This window comes from uncultured Eubacterium sp. (genome assembly GCF_934561735.1).
Lineage (GTDB): Bacteria > Bacillota > Clostridia > Oscillospirales > Acutalibacteraceae > Eubacterium_R.
Genome location: NZ_CAKTGT010000002.1, coordinates 1 through 20,444, shown reverse-complemented (window position 1 = coordinate 20,444; position 20,444 = coordinate 1). Strand labels below are relative to the sequence as shown.

The 20,444-nt window shown below is 35.0% G+C and carries 14 protein-coding genes; 1 reads left to right on the top strand and 13 read right to left on the bottom strand.

Translation table 11 applies throughout. The annotated features are described in order from the left end of the window. Positions 1 to 15: 15 nt before the first annotated feature. The 9 genes from Q0E08_RS01945 to Q0E08_RS01905 all read right to left on the bottom strand — a co-directional run bounded on the left by Q0E08_RS01945 (position 16) and on the right by Q0E08_RS01905 (position 9,526). Entirely contained in the window at positions 16 to 1,998 is a 1,983-nt protein-coding gene (locus Q0E08_RS01945; protein WP_294775652.1) for a type IIA DNA topoisomerase subunit B, read from the bottom strand. 107 nt (positions 1,999 to 2,105) lie between these two features. Continuing rightward, complete coding sequence (locus tag Q0E08_RS01940; RefSeq protein WP_294775648.1) at positions 2,106 to 3,473, bottom strand: leucine-rich repeat protein; 1,368 nt, start codon at positions 3,471 to 3,473, stop codon at positions 2,106 to 2,108. A gap of 145 nt (positions 3,474 to 3,618) precedes the next feature. Next, complete coding sequence (locus tag Q0E08_RS01935) at positions 3,619 to 3,933, bottom strand: hypothetical protein (protein ID WP_294775645.1); 315 nt, start codon at positions 3,931 to 3,933, stop codon at positions 3,619 to 3,621. Positions 3,934 to 4,055: 122 nt separating this feature from the next. After that, on the bottom strand, positions 4,056 to 4,685 hold the full coding sequence (locus Q0E08_RS01930) for a GDSL-type esterase/lipase family protein (protein ID WP_294775642.1): 630 nt from the start codon (positions 4,683 to 4,685) through the stop codon (positions 4,056 to 4,058). Between the two features lie 444 nt (positions 4,686 to 5,129). Further along, positions 5,130 to 5,600, bottom strand: coding sequence for a hypothetical protein (locus Q0E08_RS01925; protein ID WP_294775639.1), 471 nt, complete (start codon positions 5,598 to 5,600; stop codon positions 5,130 to 5,132). A 70-nt stretch (positions 5,601 to 5,670) separates the two neighbouring features. After that, the gene (locus tag Q0E08_RS01920; protein WP_294775636.1) at positions 5,671 to 6,405 is read right to left on the bottom strand and encodes an MgtC/SapB family protein; all 735 of its coding nucleotides are present in this window, start codon (positions 6,403 to 6,405) and stop codon (positions 5,671 to 5,673) included. Between the two features lie 328 nt (positions 6,406 to 6,733). Further along, positions 6,734 to 7,381 carry a hypothetical protein gene (locus tag Q0E08_RS01915; RefSeq protein ID WP_294775634.1) on the bottom strand — a complete coding sequence of 216 codons (648 nt, stop codon included), beginning with the start codon at positions 7,379 to 7,381 and terminating at the stop codon, positions 6,734 to 6,736. Then, positions 7,357 to 8,190 carry an ABC transporter ATP-binding protein gene (locus Q0E08_RS01910; protein WP_294775631.1) on the bottom strand — a complete coding sequence of 278 codons (834 nt, stop codon included), beginning with the start codon at positions 8,188 to 8,190 and terminating at the stop codon, positions 7,357 to 7,359. The genes Q0E08_RS01915 and Q0E08_RS01910 overlap by 25 nt, the downstream gene beginning before the upstream one ends. Before the next feature lie 4 nt (positions 8,191 to 8,194). Then, positions 8,195 to 9,526 carry a hypothetical protein gene (locus tag Q0E08_RS01905; RefSeq protein ID WP_294775628.1) on the bottom strand — a complete coding sequence of 444 codons (1,332 nt, stop codon included), beginning with the start codon at positions 9,524 to 9,526 and terminating at the stop codon, positions 8,195 to 8,197. A gap of 945 nt (positions 9,527 to 10,471) precedes the next feature. Between Q0E08_RS01905 and Q0E08_RS01900 the strand changes: the two genes are divergently transcribed. Then, positions 10,472 to 11,797 (top strand): MATE family efflux transporter, encoded by a 1,326-nt coding sequence (locus Q0E08_RS01900; RefSeq protein ID WP_294775625.1) that lies wholly within the window; start codon positions 10,472 to 10,474, stop codon positions 11,795 to 11,797. Positions 11,798 to 12,081: 284 nt separating this feature from the next. Here the strand turns inward: Q0E08_RS01900 and Q0E08_RS01895 are convergent, their stop codons facing one another. The 4 genes from Q0E08_RS01895 to Q0E08_RS01880 all read right to left on the bottom strand — a co-directional run bounded on the left by Q0E08_RS01895 (position 12,082) and on the right by Q0E08_RS01880 (position 20,347). Next, a complete protein-coding gene (locus Q0E08_RS01895; protein WP_294775622.1) occupies positions 12,082 to 16,635 on the bottom strand; it encodes a leucine-rich repeat protein in 4,554 nt (1,517 codons plus the stop codon). Between the two features lie 162 nt (positions 16,636 to 16,797). Further along, positions 16,798 to 17,691, bottom strand: a complete 894-nt coding sequence (locus tag Q0E08_RS01890; RefSeq protein WP_294775619.1) for a sensor histidine kinase — start codon at positions 17,689 to 17,691, stop codon at positions 16,798 to 16,800. A 386-nt stretch (positions 17,692 to 18,077) separates the two neighbouring features. Beyond that, positions 18,078 to 18,776 carry a LytTR family DNA-binding domain-containing protein gene (locus tag Q0E08_RS01885; protein WP_294775617.1) on the bottom strand — a complete coding sequence of 233 codons (699 nt, stop codon included), beginning with the start codon at positions 18,774 to 18,776 and terminating at the stop codon, positions 18,078 to 18,080. A gap of 959 nt (positions 18,777 to 19,735) precedes the next feature. Next, positions 19,736 to 20,347, bottom strand: coding sequence for a YitT family protein (locus Q0E08_RS01880; protein WP_294775614.1), 612 nt, complete (start codon positions 20,345 to 20,347; stop codon positions 19,736 to 19,738). Positions 20,348 to 20,444 lie beyond the last annotated feature (97 nt).

Here is a 20,444-nt window from a genome sequence, read left to right as displayed (position 1 = left end):
TAACGAAAACCTCCCTTAGCTTACATCTGCCGCATCAAGGTACAAATGACCGTAATCGGCAATATATGTTTTTCTTCCGTCAAGATTGTCACCGAGAAGTAAATCAAAAATATCGCTTGTTGTTATCGCATCACTCGGAGTAACCTTGATAAGTCGTCTTGTAGCAGGATTCATAGTGGTGAGCGACATCATATCAGCCTCATTTTCACCAAGACCCTTTGAACGCTGAACGGTATATTTACTGTCGCCGAGTTCAGCTTTAATCTCATCCATTTCAATTTCATTATAAGCAAAGTACGTTTGGTCTTTGCAGGTAACCTCATAAAGCGGAGATTCGGCTATATAAACTTTGCCTTCTTCAATAAGTTTTGGCATAAGTCGATAAATCATTGTTAAAATAAGAGTTCTGATTTGGAAGCCGTCAACATCGGCATCGGTACAAATCATAATTTTGTTCCATCTAAGCGAATCCATATCAAACATTGAAACATCTTTTGCGGCTTTGCTTTTTACTTCAACGCCGCAGCCGAGAACCTTAATCAAATCGGTAATAATATCGCTCTTAAATATCTTATCATAATCGGATTTAAGACAATTAAGAATTTTACCTCTTACAGGCATAATTGCTTGGAAATTGGCATCTCTTGCCTGCTTACAAGCACCGAGAGCAGAATCACCCTCTACAATAAACAATTCCCTCTCATCAACATTTTTTGACCTGCAATCAACAAATTTTTGAATTCTGTTTGTCATATCCACCTTGGTTTGCAAAGTGGTTTTGAGTGTTTTCCTTGTTTTTTCGGCTTTGACACGAGAACGCATATTTATCAAAACTTGGTCTGCTATTTTGTCAGCATCCATTTTATTCTCGATAAAATATACTTCAAGCTGTTTCCTGAAGAAATCGGTCATAGCATCTTGAATAAACTTGTTTGTAATCGCTTTTTTGGTTTGATTTTCGTACGAAGTTTGAGTAGAAAAAGACGAAACCACAAAAATAACACATTCCTCAATATCCTGAACCGTGATTTGTGAATCGGTTTTGTTATATTTATTTGTGGATTTGAGATAAGCATTAATTTGATTTACGAATGCACTTCTAAAGGCTTTCTCAGGAGCACCCCCATGCTCAAGAAATGATGAGTTGTGGTAATATTCCTTTAGCTGTGTTTCAAGAGAAAAGCAAAGAGCCGCTCTGATTTTAAGCTTATAATCCTTAAGATCATCTCTGTCCCTACCGACTCTTTCGCATTCCCAATATTGAGGAGTTGTAAACGCTTTGTCGCCCGCAAGTTCGGTAACATAATCCATAATACCGTTTTCGTAGCAATATTCAAAAGTTTCAAATTGAGTTGCGGTAAGCTGATTTTTAAAGATAAACTTAATTTTATCATTAACTATTGCCTGACGCTTCATTGTTTCTTTGTAAAATTCAACAGGCACATTTATGTCGGTAAACACCTGCAAATCCGGCTTCCATCTGATTCGTGTTCCGGTATCGCCTCTCTTGCCGTAAGGCTCTTTTTGCAAACCTCCGACATTTTCACCGTGTTCGAAGTGAAGATTGTACTTATAGCCGTCGGTTTTAATTTCAGCGTCCATATATTCGGAAGCATATTGTGTAGCACAAAGTCCCAAGCCGTTTAAGCCAAGTGAGAACTCATAGTTATCTCCGCCGTTATCATATTTACCTCCGGCATAGAGTTCACAAAACAAAAGTTCCCAATTATATTTATCCTCATTTTTATTGTAATCAACAGGAATTCCGCGACCGTGGTCCTGAACCTCTACAGAGCCGTCAAGAAAACGGGTTACGGTAATTTTTGTACCGTGACCCTCTCTTGCTTCATCAATAGAGTTTGACATAATTTCAAATATAGAATGCTGACAACCGTCAATGCCGTCAGAACCGAAAATAACCGCCGGTCTTTTTCTTACACGATCGGCACCTTTTAAAGATTTAATACTTTCATTTCCGTATTCTTGTTTCTTTGCCAAGTAAATCCCTCCATAAGAAGTATACATACTTTATAAGTATACAATATATTGTGGGCAAAAGTCAAGTAAACAAAATCCCTCGAAAAAAATCGAAGGATTTTACTGTACTATAACATTTTAGCTGTACCTGTTCTCGACCATTGAGAAAAGAACACATTGCTCTCGGTAACATTTTTAAATGATCTTATTCTGAAATAATATCTTGTTTTTGATTTCAAATTTTGAAGTTTAAGGCTTTTTGCATTTTTATTATTAACCGTCATATAATGATTATCCGACATAAAATTTGAAACGGTGCTGTACTGAATCTCATATCCGTCACATTGTGCCGATATTTTATTCCAGCATAATTCCGCACCTGTTTTTGTTAAAATAATCTTATTAAATATCGGACTTTGCGGATAAATAAACAAAAGTAATCTTGATGTGCCTTTATAATTACCAAAGTATGTAATGTCGTAATTATAAATTCCGACACTTCTTCTGCCAAGAGGCAAGCTGTAAACATAATCAACATTTTTCACCAAAGATTTACTGCTTGAATCAACAACATTTACATTCGGCGAAAATTGATGGTTACCATAAACAACGCTTGAATAATCCAAGGACGCACTTTCTATTTTATTGATTATCTTATCTTCTTTTATATGACCGCAAACTATACACACCGTAACAATATGACCATTTGATTCGGTGGTTGCAGGTGTAATTTTTTCGGTATATTTATGTTTAGTGGGACAGATGTACTTATTGATAATCTTTTCATCACAGGTTCTGCATGTAACCTCAATATACCCGTATTCAGAACAAGTGGGATATACAGTTTTATAAATCGGTTCGTGATAATGTGCGGAATCGGGATTAGGCAATTCATTTTCACATTCAAGAGATATGCCCAGATTTTCAAAATTTTCCTCTATATTTACGGTTTCGGATGATAATGCAATCGTTTTTAAATTAACAGAACCTTTAAATGAGTTCTTACAAATCGTGGTTGTATTTTTAAGAGTTGCAAACCTTGCATCATTTTTAGCCGACGGATATTTAATAAGCTTTGATAAATCCTTTGAATAAAGAACACCGTCAAAAGAAGAATACACTTCGTTTTCTATATCAACGCTGAATTCTTTTATGCCTTTACAGCCGTCAAACGCTGTTACATCTATGTCTAAAACAGATTCGGAGAATTTAATATATTCTATAAAACTGCAATTTCTAAACAATCTTGAACCTATTCCCGTAATACCCTTTTCAATAACAACGGATTTTATATTTGTTCCGATATAACCAAACGGAGAATTAACATAATCGTTGGTGTCACCATTCCCTTTTATAACAAGTTTTCCTGTTTTACTGTTAAATGTATACGAAATGTTGTCACTTAATTTATCATTAATCGTCTGAGCGTTTACACACATAGGAACAGAACACAGAACTAAAACTACAATAATAAATAGAGATAAAAACTTTTTCATTGATATTCACCATACAATCTGTCACAAATCAATAAATATGTTATAATATTTCTATTAAATCATAAATAAGAATTAAATTCAACTTGCAAAAACTACAAATTTCGACATTAATAATTGTAATTAATGCGTCAAAAATGAATAGCGTTTATTTAAATCTTTTTTCAACTATGTACATATAGAACACATAAATAATCAATATAACGGCAACAACGCCCATTGCCCAAAACAAAGAATTGTAAGACTTTGAAAGTACAGTAACAAATCCGGATATTGCAATTCCAACTCCTAAAAATATAACAGGTTTGGAACTTGCCTTGGCAAAAGGCACCTTTTCATTATCTTTAAGTCTGTCAAAAGTTTTACCATGAAGCCAATTATAATTCCCTTTTGCAAGCGAAATTCCTATTAAAATCATAAAAAGTGCCGCAAACCACGCAATGATACTGTAAGCGATTAACATAATAACCCCTTCTTTCTTAGCACATTATATCAATAAAAATAAATATATTCAACAAAACGGCCTGCAATTTTTAGAAATTCATAAAAAACGTTTCATTATTACACTTTTGAAGAAGTTTCAAATTACACTATATTTGCACCGACAAGCGTATTGTAAATAACACCTGCAAGAATTTTGTGTCCGTCCTCTGTTAAATGTTCCTGGTCAACATCGCTCGGTTCCACATAATCGGCGGCAGATATAATACTTGTTCCTTTTTCATCTGCAATTTTTTTATATTCCTCAAACAAATTGTGGGCAATTTCTACCGAATTTGTGTCAAACTCAGGGTCGTATTCTTCTCTCCACACTTCTTTGCCCAAAAATATAGGTGATATAATCAATATCTTTTCAGGAGAAATATATTTTGAAAGTTCATCAATACAAAGGCTCAAGCCTTTTGCAATTTTGAATGAATTGGACTTATAATAAGACTTGCAATCATTTGTGCCGAGCATTATTACAGCCGCATCAACAGGATAACTTGACTCCAAAATTTCAGGCAAAGATTCAAGACCGTTGCGATTTTTACGATAAGCATCATCATAAACAGTTGTTCTGCCGCAAAGACCTTCCTCAATAACTCTGACATCACGATTGTTAAGCATTTCCTGAAGAACACTTGTCCATCTGACTCCCCAAGAATATCTGTTTGTTGTTTTGGGTATAAGACCCCATGTGTTTGAATCTCCAAAACACAGCAGTTGTTTCATACAATCACCCGATTTCTTTTTTGTATAATCGAATTATACTACTCAAAGCCTACTATGTCAATAGGTTAAGTATAAATTAAGTGGTTTTATAATATACTTTATCTTTACAAAATATTTTTGACACGCTGTAGGCTGTTGAGAAAGGTTCTGAATTTTGTTTTCTTGCGAAGGAAGATGTATATAGATACCTCGACTGAGCAAAAAACGAAAAATGCCAAAAGTGCCGTAAGCTCGATGTTTGCGGCACTTTTCTTTAAATAGTATTATCAAATTACGGGATAGGCAAGCCGGTCTCACCTACCGGTTCGGTCGGTGCTTCTGCATTAAAATGCAGAGGTCTCCACAGGAGACCCGCACCCCCTACAAAGTTTCGCTGAAATAATTTTGGCGTGTTTCAGGGGCTTTATCGACAGTCTGAAATCCCGAAAAATCGGGATTTTTTCATTAGTACCAATTCCATTTGAGCTTTGATGCTTCTGTATTAATGACGCACCAAGTGTATTTTTTGTATTTTTTGCAGTCACCCTTTGCGTCATAAAATTCAATTGTCAAATCAACAATGATCTCACCGCATCTGACATAACAGTCAACAAATTCTGCACTTGAAGCATTGTTCAATGCGTCAACAAAATCATCAACCTCAAGCTGAAGCCCTTTAAACTCTCCTTTGCTGTTTGCAGTGGTTTGGAATTGTAAATTTGGGTTTGAACATTCAGGCATCTCAATAATCATATCGCAATGCTTGAAATCCTTGTATTGATTATAAATAGTATCGTCCGAATAATTCTGCGGATACAATTCAATATCAAAGGTGAGCACGATAGTGTCATTTTCCACCTTAACATTCGACAGTTTTTGGTCGTGAATCAACCCGCAAGGAAGATCAAAACCGTACAAAACAAATTCAGTGTCCATAGCGTTCTCCTTTATAATTAATGTTTTTATATTGTTTTCTTAAAAAATGTTGTGTTCCAAAATTGAAAAATCAATCCTCAACCGTTTTCCAGCCGGCATAAATAATATCTTCAGCCTTTCCGACCTTGGTTAATATGTTTTCAATCAAATAATCGTTGTTTGTTTTAGTTGTAATAAAAGCCTTGATTTTCGATTCGTTATTTTCGCCGTCAATTGTTTCCAAATTATGCAACAACGCATTCGGTTCGTTTTTGATGATAGACATAATGTTTTTTCTGATTTCAAGTGCCGCTTCCTCGGGACAAACAACGGTGATTTTATAAAACTTCTCTCTGTTTTCTTTTTTGGATTTATCATATTTACGAGCTTTGTCAATTTTATCCGACAATGGATGAATCACCAAGTGAACAACTACAATTGCTAATGCCGCAACAACGGCATATTTTAGTTGATTAAGGCAACAAAGAATTCCGATTGCAGAACTTGTCCAAACAGTAGCGGCTGTGTTCAGTCCCCTTACATTTGCACCCTCTCTTATAATCAAGCCGGCACCGAGAAAGCCGATACCGCTGACAACCTGTGCGGCAATACGAGTCAAATCTGTATCCGGACCCTGAACCAAATATCCAAACGAGGTAAACAAAAAAGCACCGACACACACAATTATGTTAGTAATAATTCCTGCATTGTGGCGGGTCAGCTGTCTTTCCAAGCCGATAATAGCGCCCAGAATAATCGCCAACGAAATCCTTAATAAAAACCCTCCCGTATCGGTTATATCAGAGTTTAAAAGTAGTTCTCTCAAAGTACAGCCTCCAAAAATCGTTTTTCTTTTACCTAATAATATAATACTGCATTTTGAAAAATATTACAATAACCAAAGACTGTAATTTATTAATACTTCTTATGTTCGCTCAGTGAGCGATTATTTAACTTAAAAATATTCAACTTATCAAAACAGGATTGCCCAAAATTAAAGTTTTGAATCGTACTGATAAAATCAAATAAACAATCCTCCTACGGTATATTTGAACCGCCATAGGAGGATTGCTTTTATATTACTCCAAATCAAATCAATATCGTTTGTTTAAGTGCTTTTATAGATTGTAAAACAAACATATTTGAGAGAATTGTTATCGGCAATCGGTGCTTTTTTTACCGTCTTTAAACACAACGGCAATAAAAATGACCGCTACGATTATTAACGGAAAATAATTGGTCAAAAACATTTTCAAAGTCAAGATTTCAAAATTTTCATACAAAAGAAAGACGTTGGTACTGCTGACAAAAGTGTTTATCAAATCGTATAACAACAAAACCATTATAGTTATCGGTGCGGATTTTGAAAAAAACATTACAAACATAGATAATCCGTAATAAAACACAGCTACACTTAAAATCTTAAAAAAGAACCCAATCAAATCATCTATGCAATAAAAATGCAAAAGTATCACTGCCAAAGCATTAATCAAAAAGCACAAAAAATACACTATCGTAGTTTCAAATCGTTTTTTATTGCCGTAAAAGAAAAACACATCTTTAGTTTTTTCTGAGAAAAATATTTCCGCCACAAAAACACCTGTCCATACAGAAAACATCGGAAAAAAGAAAAAAATAATTTTTTCTATATCTATTACCATATCGTTGTTATTTAACTTATATATAAAAAAATCAAACAACGGCACAATCAGGTTAATTATCACTATGGGCAGAATCCATAATCCGTGAATGGATTTCAGAAAGTATTTGTGTTTTTTCAACTCAGATTTTCTATAAAGCATATATAACCATCCTCTACTGTGGGAGCAAGCGGCAAAGCATCAATTTTGTTTAAACAAATAACTTTTTCATATGTCTTGCCGTCAATATAAATCGTTCCCATTGAATAAAAAGGAGCATCGATATCATCAGCGCTGTTGACTGCAAAAACTTTTCCGTTTGCAACATTAGCCAATTCGTCACAAGAGTTAAATTGTGTAATAACCCCGTTTGAGAGAATCAATATTTTGTCGCATAAGGATTCTATGTCGGTTATTATGTGCGTTGAAAGAACAACACATCTGTCTTTTTTTATTTCTCTGACAACATTTTTAAAATTCAATCTTTCCTCAGGGTCAAGACCTGCTGTCGGTTCATCAAGCAAAACAATGTCCGGATTTCCTATCAATGCCTGTGCAATTCCGAGTCTTCGTTTCATTCCGCCCGACAGTTTTTTTACAACAGTATCTTTTTTAGAAAAAAGATTAAGTGATTTCAACAGATTGTTGATTTCGTCATTTGTAATGCCATAATCCTTTAAATTTGCAAAAAACTGCAAAACTTCATACGGAGTAAGTTCATTAAAAATCTCAAAATTTTGCGGAAGATAGCCAATGTGAGTCAAATAATCATTTGTTTCTTTAACGCCGTCTGAATAAGTGATGCTTCCGCCGTTAAGTTTTTCTATCTTGGTTATGCACCGCAACAAAGTGGTTTTGCCGCTTCCGTTTCTGCCCAACAAGCCGTATGTGCAATTTTCAAGCTGAACATTGACATTATCAGCCACAACGATAGATTTGAATCTTTTATTAATACTGTTAAGCTTCAACATACAATCACCTCAATTCGCAAAGAAATTCCGAAAAACTTCTCTCATCAGCATTATCAATCAAATAATTATTTATTTTTTCGAGCTTTTTACCGTCATAATCATTTTTTAAAACTTCTTCCAAAACAGGAATTGCTTTTTGTAATTCTTCGGAAGAATTCTCTTTTAAGAACTCAAAGTATTCGGGATAATTCATATAAGCGTTTACGGCGTCGTATAACTCCATCTTGTTTGCACTGATTTTGGAAACAAAGCTCAATCTGTCTATATCGTCAATCGACGCAGTTATCATATAATCATTGAAAGTTTTTGCAAATTCAATATCTTCCAAATTTATATCGGGAATAATAAATATTTTCTTGATGTTCGGATTTTCCGAAACAAAAGTCTCTAATTTTTCATTAATGGTGTCGCTGTTATACGCATCGTTAAAATACGGATAATAAATCTGAGTTTCATTGATTGCAACACAATTAATAAATCCGCTCAACAATGTTAACGAATCACTTTTTCCTTTGAATTCGTTATTAGTTCCGCTTTTTAAATTACATTGCACTTTTTTCAAAGAATGAACAGTAACATTAAAATCGGTTTCATACGGAAGTGATAAATTATCAAATCCGGAATATGAATGTGTGCTATATATTTCGTTAAATCCCGGAATAGGATAAAACGCAAAATTTCCCGGAAGAAATACGGATAAATAATTGCTGTAATATTTATCGCAGGAACCATGATAATATATTTTTATCAGTTTGGATTTTGAAGTGTTTTTTATCGTAAGATAATCCGAATCTCTTGTAAAATCCAACTCATCATTGTTACTGTCGGTGATTTTACTGATTTTATATCCGTGATACAAAGTGAATTTGTATTCGTCTTTAAAATCATCTGTTTTGATTGTTGCAACGGCGTTTAAGTCGTTTCTGAAATTAAACTCCAAATCATAACTTTCAACCCTAAAATCGGCAGGTTCCGAAACTTGTTCATTGTTCTCGTAATATCTTTTATCTGCCGACACACCCGAAGCGCTCAAATTCATTTGCGGAGCAGAAAACGGCAATATATATCCGACTAATGTTATTACACACAGGCAAGAACAAATCGTGCTTTTTAATATCTTGTTATTCTTTGAAATTTCATTATCAGTTAAACAGTAAAAAAGCAATGCCAAAAATATAAAAAACAATATTTGAGAAAACTTGTCCAAAGTTATTATATATCCCGAATGCATATTTGGAGTCCAACCGATTGAAGCGGGAGCTATATTGAAAAATTTAAGGGATTTTGTTATGTCTGTGCCGGTTGAATTATAAACGCCGACAGAAAGCGAGTCCATAAGGTTTGTTTCCGATATAGCTATAATAAGCATAATGATATATGAAACAAATCTGCCCTTTATTTTCGACAGCAAAAAGCCAATAAATATTGCAGACAAAATGCACAACAAAAAGTAAATTATCAAAACAACTAAAGTATGTATCACTAAAGAGAGTGAAAACTGTTTATTCACAAAAATATAAATAACATTAAACAATAAAGCCTCTGCAAACAGCAACAAATCATACAAAAAAATTGATTGCAACTGATTTTTGTATACACACTTCATACCTTTTTTGGTAATGCATATAGGCTCATAGTACCTATTGAGTTTGTAAGAACATTCAAATGTGAAAAATATAAAGAATATTATTAAATAAGGCAATGTGTATAATGTATTACCTAACATATACAAAGATGGGATGTTAACATCATTTATACAAGAAATAAACGAATACAATAAAAACGCAGAAAACGACAAAACCATAAGGCTAATCAATATCTTATAGAATTTATTTCTTTCTATCGACTTTTTTTGCAAATATAAATTAGTCATAAAATTCCTCCTGTATCGGTTATATCAGAATTTAAAAATAGTTCTCTCAAAGTACAGCCTCCAAAAATCGTTTTTCTTTTATCTAATAATATAATACAGCATTTTGAAAAATATTACAATAACAAACGATTATAATTTATTAATATATATATAAAGCGTTGACACGATAAAACTATATTGATTTATTTTGATGGAATAATTGGCTGACCTATGTTTAATTAATATTGACAATTATTTTTTACAATGCTATACTTCTAATGTTCGCTCAGGGAGCGATTGTTTAGTTATAGCAAAAGCCAAACAGGTGCAAACTGAGATAGTTGCGTCTTGTTTGGCTTTTTAATTATATGTGATGCTTTTTCGGAAAACGAACGCAGAAACAGTTCAAAGATTTTCAGGAGAATAAAGATGACAAAAGATGAATATTTAATAACAGATCCGCCGCTCAAGGCGTTAACTGTTTTTGCAATGCCTATGATTTTGGGCAGCTTTTTTCAACAAGTTTACAATATGGCTGATTCAATCATCGTCGGTCAATTTGTCGGTTCTTCTGCACTTGCCGCCGTCGGTGCTTGTGCCGCACTTACAAATGTTTTTATTTGTATAGCTCTCGGTGCAGGTGTAGGTGCAGGCGTGCTGGTCAGCCGTTATTTCGGTGCTCAAAATTACGGCAAGATGAAAACAATCGTTTCTACTTCATTAATCAGTTTTTTACTTTTAAGCATATTTCTCGGCGTTTTTGGGTTTTGCAGTTCTCATTGGATGATGAGCATATTGCAAACGCCGGCAGATATAATGAAAGATGCGGTGCTGTATTTGCGTATCTATTTTGCAGGATTTCCGTTTTTGTTTATGTACAACATTCTGTCAACCATGTTTACTTCCATCGGTGAATCGAAAATTCCGTTATGGCTTTTAATATTTTCATCTGTTTTGAATATCATTATGGATCTATGGATGGTTGGCGGTCTAAAACTCGGTGTATTTGGTGCAGCACTTGCAACTCTTATTGCACAAGGCATTTCCGCCGTTCTTTCCCTTTTAATTTTTATTCGCCGTATGCGCAAATACACAATGCCGTTTAATTGGTTTGACAAAAACGAACTGCGTTGTATGCTTAAAATCGCCGTTCCGTCTATTCTTCAGCAATCAACAGTATCAATCGGTATGATGATTGTGCAAGCGGTTGTAAATCCTTTCGGCACGCAAGCACTCGCAGGATATGCGGCAACAATGAGAGTAGAAAATGTTTTTTCACTGATATTTGTATCTATCGGAAATGCCGTGTCACCTTTTGTTTCGCAAAATCTTGGTGCTAAAAAAATCGACCGTATCAAGAAAGGTTACCGTGCCGCTTTGCTGTTAGATGTATGCTTTGCCGTTCTTGCATTTGTAATTATCGAAACAATGCACACTCAAATTTCTTCTCTTTTCTTAGGCAAAGACGGAACAGAATTGGCATATCAAGTATCCGGTGATTATATGAAATGGATCGGCTACTTTTTCATATTTATGGGCATCAAGATGGCAACAGACGGTGTTCTCCGCGGACTTGGAAATATGCGACCGTTTTTAATTGCCAATATGGTTAACCTTGCAATTCGTTTGTCCGTAGCATTAATTTTTGCTCCGCGTTTCGGTATTGAATTTGTTTGGCTTGCCGTACCGGCAGGCTGGCTCGCCAACTTTATAATTTCTTATGCGGCATTAAGAAAATCTTGGCCCAAAGGATAATTTGGCTTAAAAACATTCAACTTATCAAAACAGGATTGCCAAAAATTAAAGTTTTGAATCGTACTGATAAAATCAAATAAACAATCCTCCTATGGTATATTTGAACTGCCATAGGAGGATTGCTTTTACTTTACCCCAAATCAATTTTTTAGCTTTTTTAATAATCTCCGCCTATATCTATATCGGGTTCTGTAGTGCTTGTTGAAATAATTTCACAATTTGTAAAATTAACAAAATCAGAATTTGGTTTAATATATACCTTTTTGATAAAAAACACCTCCTTTTTAAATGTTATCGGTTAAATATTTTTTCTTTATTAAATCTGAATATAATGTTTTTACTTCTCCGTTTGGTTTTTGATATATAACATAAGCAACCGCACCCCAAGTCCTAACCTCATCTACAATCTTTTTATTTGCCGAATAAGTTCCTACATTGCCTTTAGTAATAGATGTACATTTAATTAATGTACCGTCATAATCTAAAGTTAAAGGAATTCTTCCCATTAAAATTTCATTATCTCTGGAAAGCAAAATACCATGTTCTAACACCGTATAATTATTAGGTATATCTCTTTCAGATGTAAATACCAATCTTTTGTTTTCTGCGTCCTCAAAAACTTTAGTTATCTTAATAATCGGTTGTTTAGTAGCAGGGGTTTCGCCGTAAACAGCAGTTAATTCAAGATTGTTTGACATATAAAACTTATATTCGCTGCGATAGCTTACAATGTTGCCGTTGCCGTCAACCCAATATCTGAATATCGGTGTTTCAAAGCTTGCCTTGACCGTAACGGTTGAAAATTCTCTGAAAGACATTTCGCCGTTGTAATCGTCACTTGAAGTATCTACTACCTCTCCGCCGTTTAATACAAGGCTGTAGTATGTCAAATTCTTTTTATATTGAGCCGTTACCTTTACGGATTTGCCTGCTTTGACCGCTTCGTCAATTTCCTCTGCGGTTTTGTCCCAACCCGTAAAGGTGTGACCGTACAGAGTTGGTGCGGCAGGGAAAGAACCGATTGTGAATTTTGTGAACTTCTTTGATGAGATGAGGTCACCGTTTGCATTGTAAAATGATACAACGCCCGCATTTTTTGAAACGCAGTTAATCACGGTGTCGCCGGCAATTCTGAAAGTATAATTCGCTTTGTCCGACACGGTTCGGTTTTTATCATTTATCCATGCTTCAAAATCATCGTTGAGATAATCTACCGTTACAAGATTTCCTTTTGGAACAGACACATTGATTGAATATGTTTCTCCGTTTTTCTCTGCCGTATATGTGTAATTATCGGCAGATACCGAAAATTCGTTTTGAGCCGTTACGGTTAAATTAACCGAAGGATTTACAACTCTTTCATCGGTGTAATTACATACAGAAGATCTCTTTGTGCCGCTTTGTGTATAATTGCTTTGGATTACATCAACGCAATAATATCCCGGCTTTGACGGTGAGAACGATTCATTAACAGCACCTTTAATCGGCTCAAAATTTGTATTGTCCTTTGAATAATACCATTGATACGAAATGTTGAAGCCCGAAACATCAATACTTAAATCTCCGCCGGATTGAGTTGACGGCAAATCTTCAAGTATTTTAAATGAAGGAATTTTCCCGTCAAGAAATCCATGACCGTATATACCTAATGCTTTTTTATCGGCATAATACGGTGCGTTTACTATTTTAAGCTTACATTTATCTTCATATGAGTAATCGGATATGGTGTTAATAAGTTTACGCTTACATTCGGGTTTGTATGAATCGAAATCAAGACTCGGTAAATCTATTTTTTCAAGATTAAAGCAGTCAAGGAAAATAGAATGCGTAGCTTCATCATTTCCTGAAATACTTTTGAGTTTTGGTAAATAAGCATATAAAAGATTCGGACATTTAAAGCCAAAGGTTTTCTTGTTTGATGTATACTCATTCAAATATTCAAGATTAGGCAAATATACATATTTTAATGAATTTGAATATACGCTTCGCAGGTTTTTACACTTTGGCAAATCAAGTTCTCTCAGATAATATGACCAAATCTGACCTGTAAACGATTCACAATTAGGCATTGATACTCTTTCGATATTTCCGTAATCATAACCTACACCTTTAATATGTATACCCGTCCATAAATTACTTTTAAATTCTTTTACATTTTCCAAAACGAGTTCTTTAAGGTTTTCACATTCATCAAAAGCACCGACCTCCACCGAAGTGACTTTCGGCAAATTAACCGTCCTTAATTGAGATTTAAAAAAGGTATCACGAGGTATTTCGCCCACAAGATTAGGCAAATCTATCGAATAAAGACTGCTGTTGTAAAATACACCCTCACCCAAACCCGAAGCATCGGTTAATTCCGGTAATTCAATGTGATGGACTCTGCAATTTTCAAAAGCGTGATAGCCTATTTCTGTTACTTTAGGGAATTCAAAGTCCATTGAAAAATAATGGTCATCCTTAAAAGCGTTTTTGCCTATTGAAGTAACATTCGGAGCATACAGATATTCAATACCACACCCTTGCAATGCAGATTCCGGAATTTCCGTCAACTTTTCGGACACCAATGATTTATATCCGAATGTTTCGTAAAACGCAAATGCTCCTATTTTTTTCAATTCACCTAAGATGATTTCATCTTTTGAATTGTTGTTTCTTTCTCCTGTGTTGGAATTATAAAAAGCATATTTTCCGACATTTTCAACGCCTTTACCGTTTACCTTGCCCAAATTGTTACAATCATAAAAGGCATAATCTCCGATTGAATTGCATCTTTCAGGCAAAAAGATTGTTACAAGGTCATCGTTATCTTTAAACACATTGTCGCCTATTCCGAATACATATTCACCTTTTACCATATCCGGAATACGAAGATATTTATCTTCTCCCTTTGTATAATCAAACGATGTAATTACGCCGTAGTTATCCCTTGTGAACTTGCTCTCATCGGCTGTAACAACCATAATGTAATCGTAATATTCCTGATAGCTTTGTCCTTTTCCCTCACAATATGCAATAACATGAATACGCATGGTTTTATCAACCGCTATAGGTTCCGTATACAAGGTGCCGTTTTCTTTTGAAGCACGGGAACCGTCGGTAGTATAATAAATTTCTGCATTTTCATCTTCACAAGTGATGGTGTTCATTTGAGTTTCCGTAAGGTAATCGGGATATGTGCTTACCGTCGGCATTGCTGTACGGTTAAAATCTATAAGGCTTCTGCAATCAAGTACACCCATTACCCAATCCTTATATTCATGATGAACATATTTTCCCGACAAAAACGGTTGACATTCGCTTCTTATTCTGTCATGAACATATTGTGCCGTATATTCACTGTCGTATGAATACATATTTGCAACAGCGGCGGCACAAAACGGAGTGGACATAGATGTTCCCGTACATTCCCTGTAGCCTTTAAAGTTATCATCATATATCCATGTGCTGTATATATTTAATCCCGGAGCGTAACAGTCGGTTGGATAACCGCCGTTTGTAAATCTTCCTGTTAAATTATGTGCAACATCATTATCGACCGCCGCAACTGTAATACATTCAACTATTCCGGCAGGAGTGAATTCATCGGCAAACCAATGCTCATTACCTGCCGCAACAACAACGGATATGTTTTTGTTCCAAAGTTCTTGAACATATTCGGTAAGCAAATCACTTTTGCCGTATCTGCCAAGGCTCATATTAAGAAGTTTTGCGCCATTGTTAACCGCATACTGCATTGCTTGGTATATTTGATAATCTGTTCCTTTACCTTCTCCGTTCATAGCCTTAACAGCAAGAACTTTAACATTATCAAGAGTGTTATCAAGTACAATACCCGTAACATGCGTACCGTGACCGTTATTATCTTCGGAGGTTTCCTGTTCGTCAGAGCTGAAATCAACATTGGCACAGATGGTTCTGTCCTTTAACGCTTCGTGAGTTGAGCAAACACCGCTGTCAATAACACCAACGGTTATATTGTTCAATTTTTCATTCTTTAACGGCTCGAGCATATCGTCAACATGTATTGCTTCGCTTGCGCCTTCATCTCTGTGACCCGCCGTTGTGTCAAGTTCTCCGCTACCATGATTAAGTCCGGCAAACATATTTGTTGACATAATACAATCAGGCTCAACATTTGTTACACCTTTAGTTTCCGCAAGGCTTTCCATTGCCGATTTTGCTTCTTCGGCAGTATTATATTGCAAAACGGTTATATCATTTTTTTCATCTCTGACCGATGCAAGTGCACCCTCGGTGTTAATATTTCTCTTATTTGTTGAAACAAGCAAACGGGCGGTTTGATACGGTTGAGTGAGGAGATAATGAGTTCCGTCTTGATTGCTTTCTTTAACTTCATATCCCAATGCGTCGGCAAAAGATTCGAGCGGAACCATAACAGTGTCATCGGTTTTATACGGCGTTTCATCAAGCACCTCAAAATTGTCTTCGCCGTCAACGCAGGTGTTGATTACACCCGAAGTTTCGCTGAACCAAACCACAGAATTTTCATATTCGATTTTGGAATATCCCCTCAATTCGTTAGCCGGCATATATGTTGCGGTGATATGGTCGCACAGGCTGTCAATCGGCACCATAACGGTTCCGTCTACAGTGGTGACCTTTTCATCGCACGAAACGGTCATATCGTCAATCATCACTTCATCCGAATCTTCCGTGAGAATCACTCCGCCGATAAATCTTTTGCCTGCATCGTATTCGGACACAACGGCGTTGTAATCGCTCATTACATCCGTGCTCTCATTTGCATACGAAATCATCGGAACGCATGTTGCTATTATTGTTGCTGTTAATATTGCAGATATTAGCTTTTTCATTTCTAAAATCTCCTTTCTGTTGCATTTAATATATATCAGAAAAATATAAAAATCTGCAAATTTGCAAAAATGTGCTATTTTTTATGTAAAATCGGTAAAAAAATGATAAAAAAGAGTGCACACAAAAATTTGTGTGTACTCTATAGGCTGTTGAAAACACTTTTATCTTTTGAATATCAATGTTGATACAAATATGTTTTTGTCGTTTTCATAATGCCATTCGTATTCGGCATTGTTTTTTCGTGCGTATTTTTCTATCAGCCTCATTCCGTAACCGTGGGAGGTTTTGTCTTTTTTGCTTGTGGCTATTTTGCCGTTTGTGGATTGTGGCTCGGCGTCGCAGGAGTTTGTGACCGTCAGCACATCAAAATTGTTCACTCGTCGCAGAGAGAGTGAAATTTGTTTTGCGTTGCTTTTTGACGCAGCTTGCACGGCATTGTCAAGCAAATTGCAAATGATGATTGACAAATCACTGTCGTCGATATAGTTTAGATTTGCTGTTTTGACCTCGGCATTGAATTCAACTGCGTTGGCAGAGCACTCAACTTTATACTTGCTCAAAAGCAAATCAAGCATTTTGTTATTTGTTAATTTGACAATCTGATATTTTTGTATATCGTTTGCAATGCTTGAGATATAGTCGTGTATTTCATTTGCATCATCCATCGAAGCAATGGCGGCGTAGTGGTTTTTTACATCGTGAACAATCATATGCATTTCGTTGTTTTGGCTTTCCAGCACTTGCATATATGAATCGTTCAGTTCCACAAATTGTTGTTCTTTTTCAAATTCCTTTAGCTTTTTGTCCTGCTCGTTCAGTAAATCATAATAGATGAAAATAACAATACACATTACGGTAATCATTACCGAAATAAATATGTATTTATTTAGGTCGGATTTTGCAAAATCATATTTGTCTGTCAAGACACAAATTTCAGAATTATAGTACAATGAGATTATAGGATAAATAAACAACGGCAAAAGCTTTTTGTTTTCGTTAAATTCTCTATGCTTCAACAAAAGTATAAACAATTGAACAAAAATGAAATTTAGCATTTTTGAACCCAGCGAAATCAAAAGAATCTGTGTATCGGATAATGTATCAAATTGGGTTATTGTCGTGTATTTAGGGAACATAAAGGGAACAAAAACAGCTTCTGATACATAATTGATTATGCATAAATAAGCAGTATAGATTATTTGCTTCAACACTTTTTCTTTATATCCGATAAACATCGTGAAAAAGTAGATTAAAAAAGTAATTATATTGTTTAACAAAATATTTTCAAAAACAAAATACAAAGCAAAAGCGAGGACATACAAAGGGAAAGTGAAAAGCAGAATATTTGTATATTTAAACTTCTTTTCCATCATTCTGTTGCAAAATGAAACAACAATTAAAAATTCAAAAATATAGTTTAGTCCGATACATAAATAATTCATCACTTGCCCTCCATAAATCTAATAAAAGCAGTATGAAATTCCGTTTGCTTACTGCGTGAAACAGGTATTTTGTACTTATCATCAAGCACAATGCCGGTTCGCTCATAAGCCGTGATATAATTCAAGTTAACAATATAGCTTTTGTGAGGCTGGGCAAAAACCGAGCTTACAAGTCGCTCTTTGAAATAATCAAGCGTATGTGTTGTGTAATATTCTTTTTCGTCTGTTACGATTTTTGTTTTTCTGCGTTCTATTTCAACATAAACGATATTTTCTGCTGAAATTCGTACCTGCGTTTTGTCATCTCGGATATAAAAGCTGATTGAACTGTTGTCTATTCTTTCAAGTGCGTTGTCGATTCCGTTGAAAAAACGAGCCTTGTCAATCGGCTTTTCAAAAAAGCGAGTGGCATTCAAATTAAGCGCAGAATCAAGATACTGACTGTGCGCCGTAAGATAAATAAGTACAATTTGCTTGTTTTGTTTACGCAAAGCTTCGCCAAGCTTAATGCCGTCCATATTTGGCATTTCAACATCAAGGATAGCAATATTAAATCTTTCGTCACTTTCAAGCACGGCTTGTCCGTCGTTGAAGGTCGAAATATCAAGAGAAAGATTTTTGCTCAAAGCGTACTCATCAAGCAAATTCTTAACCTCATCAACTATATTCAAATTATCATCACAAATCGCAATTTTCATCTCTGCACCACCAAAAAACACAGTATTGTTAACACAATTATAATATCACAAAAGATTGCATTTTTCAAATAAACTAAAAAAGCAAGGATATCGAATAAAATTATCCGTTAATTCATAACTAATAATTTCTTATAAAATATTCAAATAGGGAGGCAATTCGATTTAAACTGCCTCCCATGCTTTTGGTTATTTAATTAATCCGCTTTCTCTCAAAAGCTGTTCCACATCGGTACCTTTAACTTTATTCATCACTGTTTTGAGCAGGAGTTTTACCTTATTTTAAAAATATAAATATAAAATTAATAGATGTAAACCGAAGCGTTTTACAAAATTTTTTCATTGAAAAGCACTAAAACGGCAGGGGCAGAAGGAATTGAGGCTAATATTTCATTATCAAAACCCTTATAAATAGGCTGTTTTACCAACACGTATAAATCAAATGAGGGCAATAATGAGGGCAAAATGTTAATTTTATTGCATTTTTGTTATCTTAAATATAAAGTTATAAAAAAGTAATCAGTCGGACTCAATCAAATCCAAATCCACGAGGTTAAAAAAGAATGGTTTGAATCCGAAGAACAATACAATATGTTCTGCCGGCGACTAAATGTTTTGAACCAAAATTTGATATAATTATATTAAAAGTAATATTTGAGCTGTAAATGGTTTTTGCCGTTTGCAGCTTTTTGGTTTTTTAATAAATATCAAAGGATGGTAAAGGAGTACGCAAAGCCGTATTCTTTATTTATTCTTTTATAAAGATTTTCGTATTGGCTCAAATTCTGTTATTTTTTCATAAACACTTATGTTTCGATAATTTCTTGGCATTAAAAATCCCTCCTGATGTATATTCTACATCAAGAGGGTCCTTTTTTCTATTGTCCATTTTTTACGGACTTGTTCAAATCGAATTCCGTCCTTTTTGTATGTCTTATCACTTTCAGGCTTGTATGAGAAATTTAAGAAATGTTTTTTAAAATCTTTGATTTCTTAACAATGCTTACGGTTGCCTGAATTATCGGACCGGAGAGCAAAACGGTGACAATTGTGCAAATTCCGAATTTACCGCCGAGCAAAACGCCGATAATTACCATTATAATATCAAGAACCATTCGCACGATTTTGATTTTCCACCCGTTTTTTTCGGCAAGCGAAAATGTGACTGCTTCATATGAGCCCCTGCCGAAATCAGCGGCGGAGTAAAGCCCCGTTCCGAACGAAAATATAGCAATGCCAAGTAGCATTATAACAAAATTAACCGCTTTAATATCTGTATAATGCTGAATCTTTGTGAATACATCCACAAAAAAACTGTAAATGATTTGGTAAAGAATTGTGCCGACATTGATTTGCTTTCTGTCATAGAAAAAGGCAAAAATTATCATTGCCACAGCCACAACAAACGACGATGTGCCGATTGACATACCTGTTACATTCGTCAGCCCTTGCCACAATATCGCAAGTGTTGCGCCGCCGAAACCTGCGCCTATTGCAAGCGTAATTCCGTATGCGGATATTATTGATCCGATAACGATCATCAGCGTTTTTGTTGCATATTTTTTAAATTTCATATTATCACCTACAAAAAAATAAGACTGTAAACTCTGCTGTTGTGTTCAGAAACAGCAAAATTTATAGTCTTCATCAGCCGAGACAGCTTTATTTTTT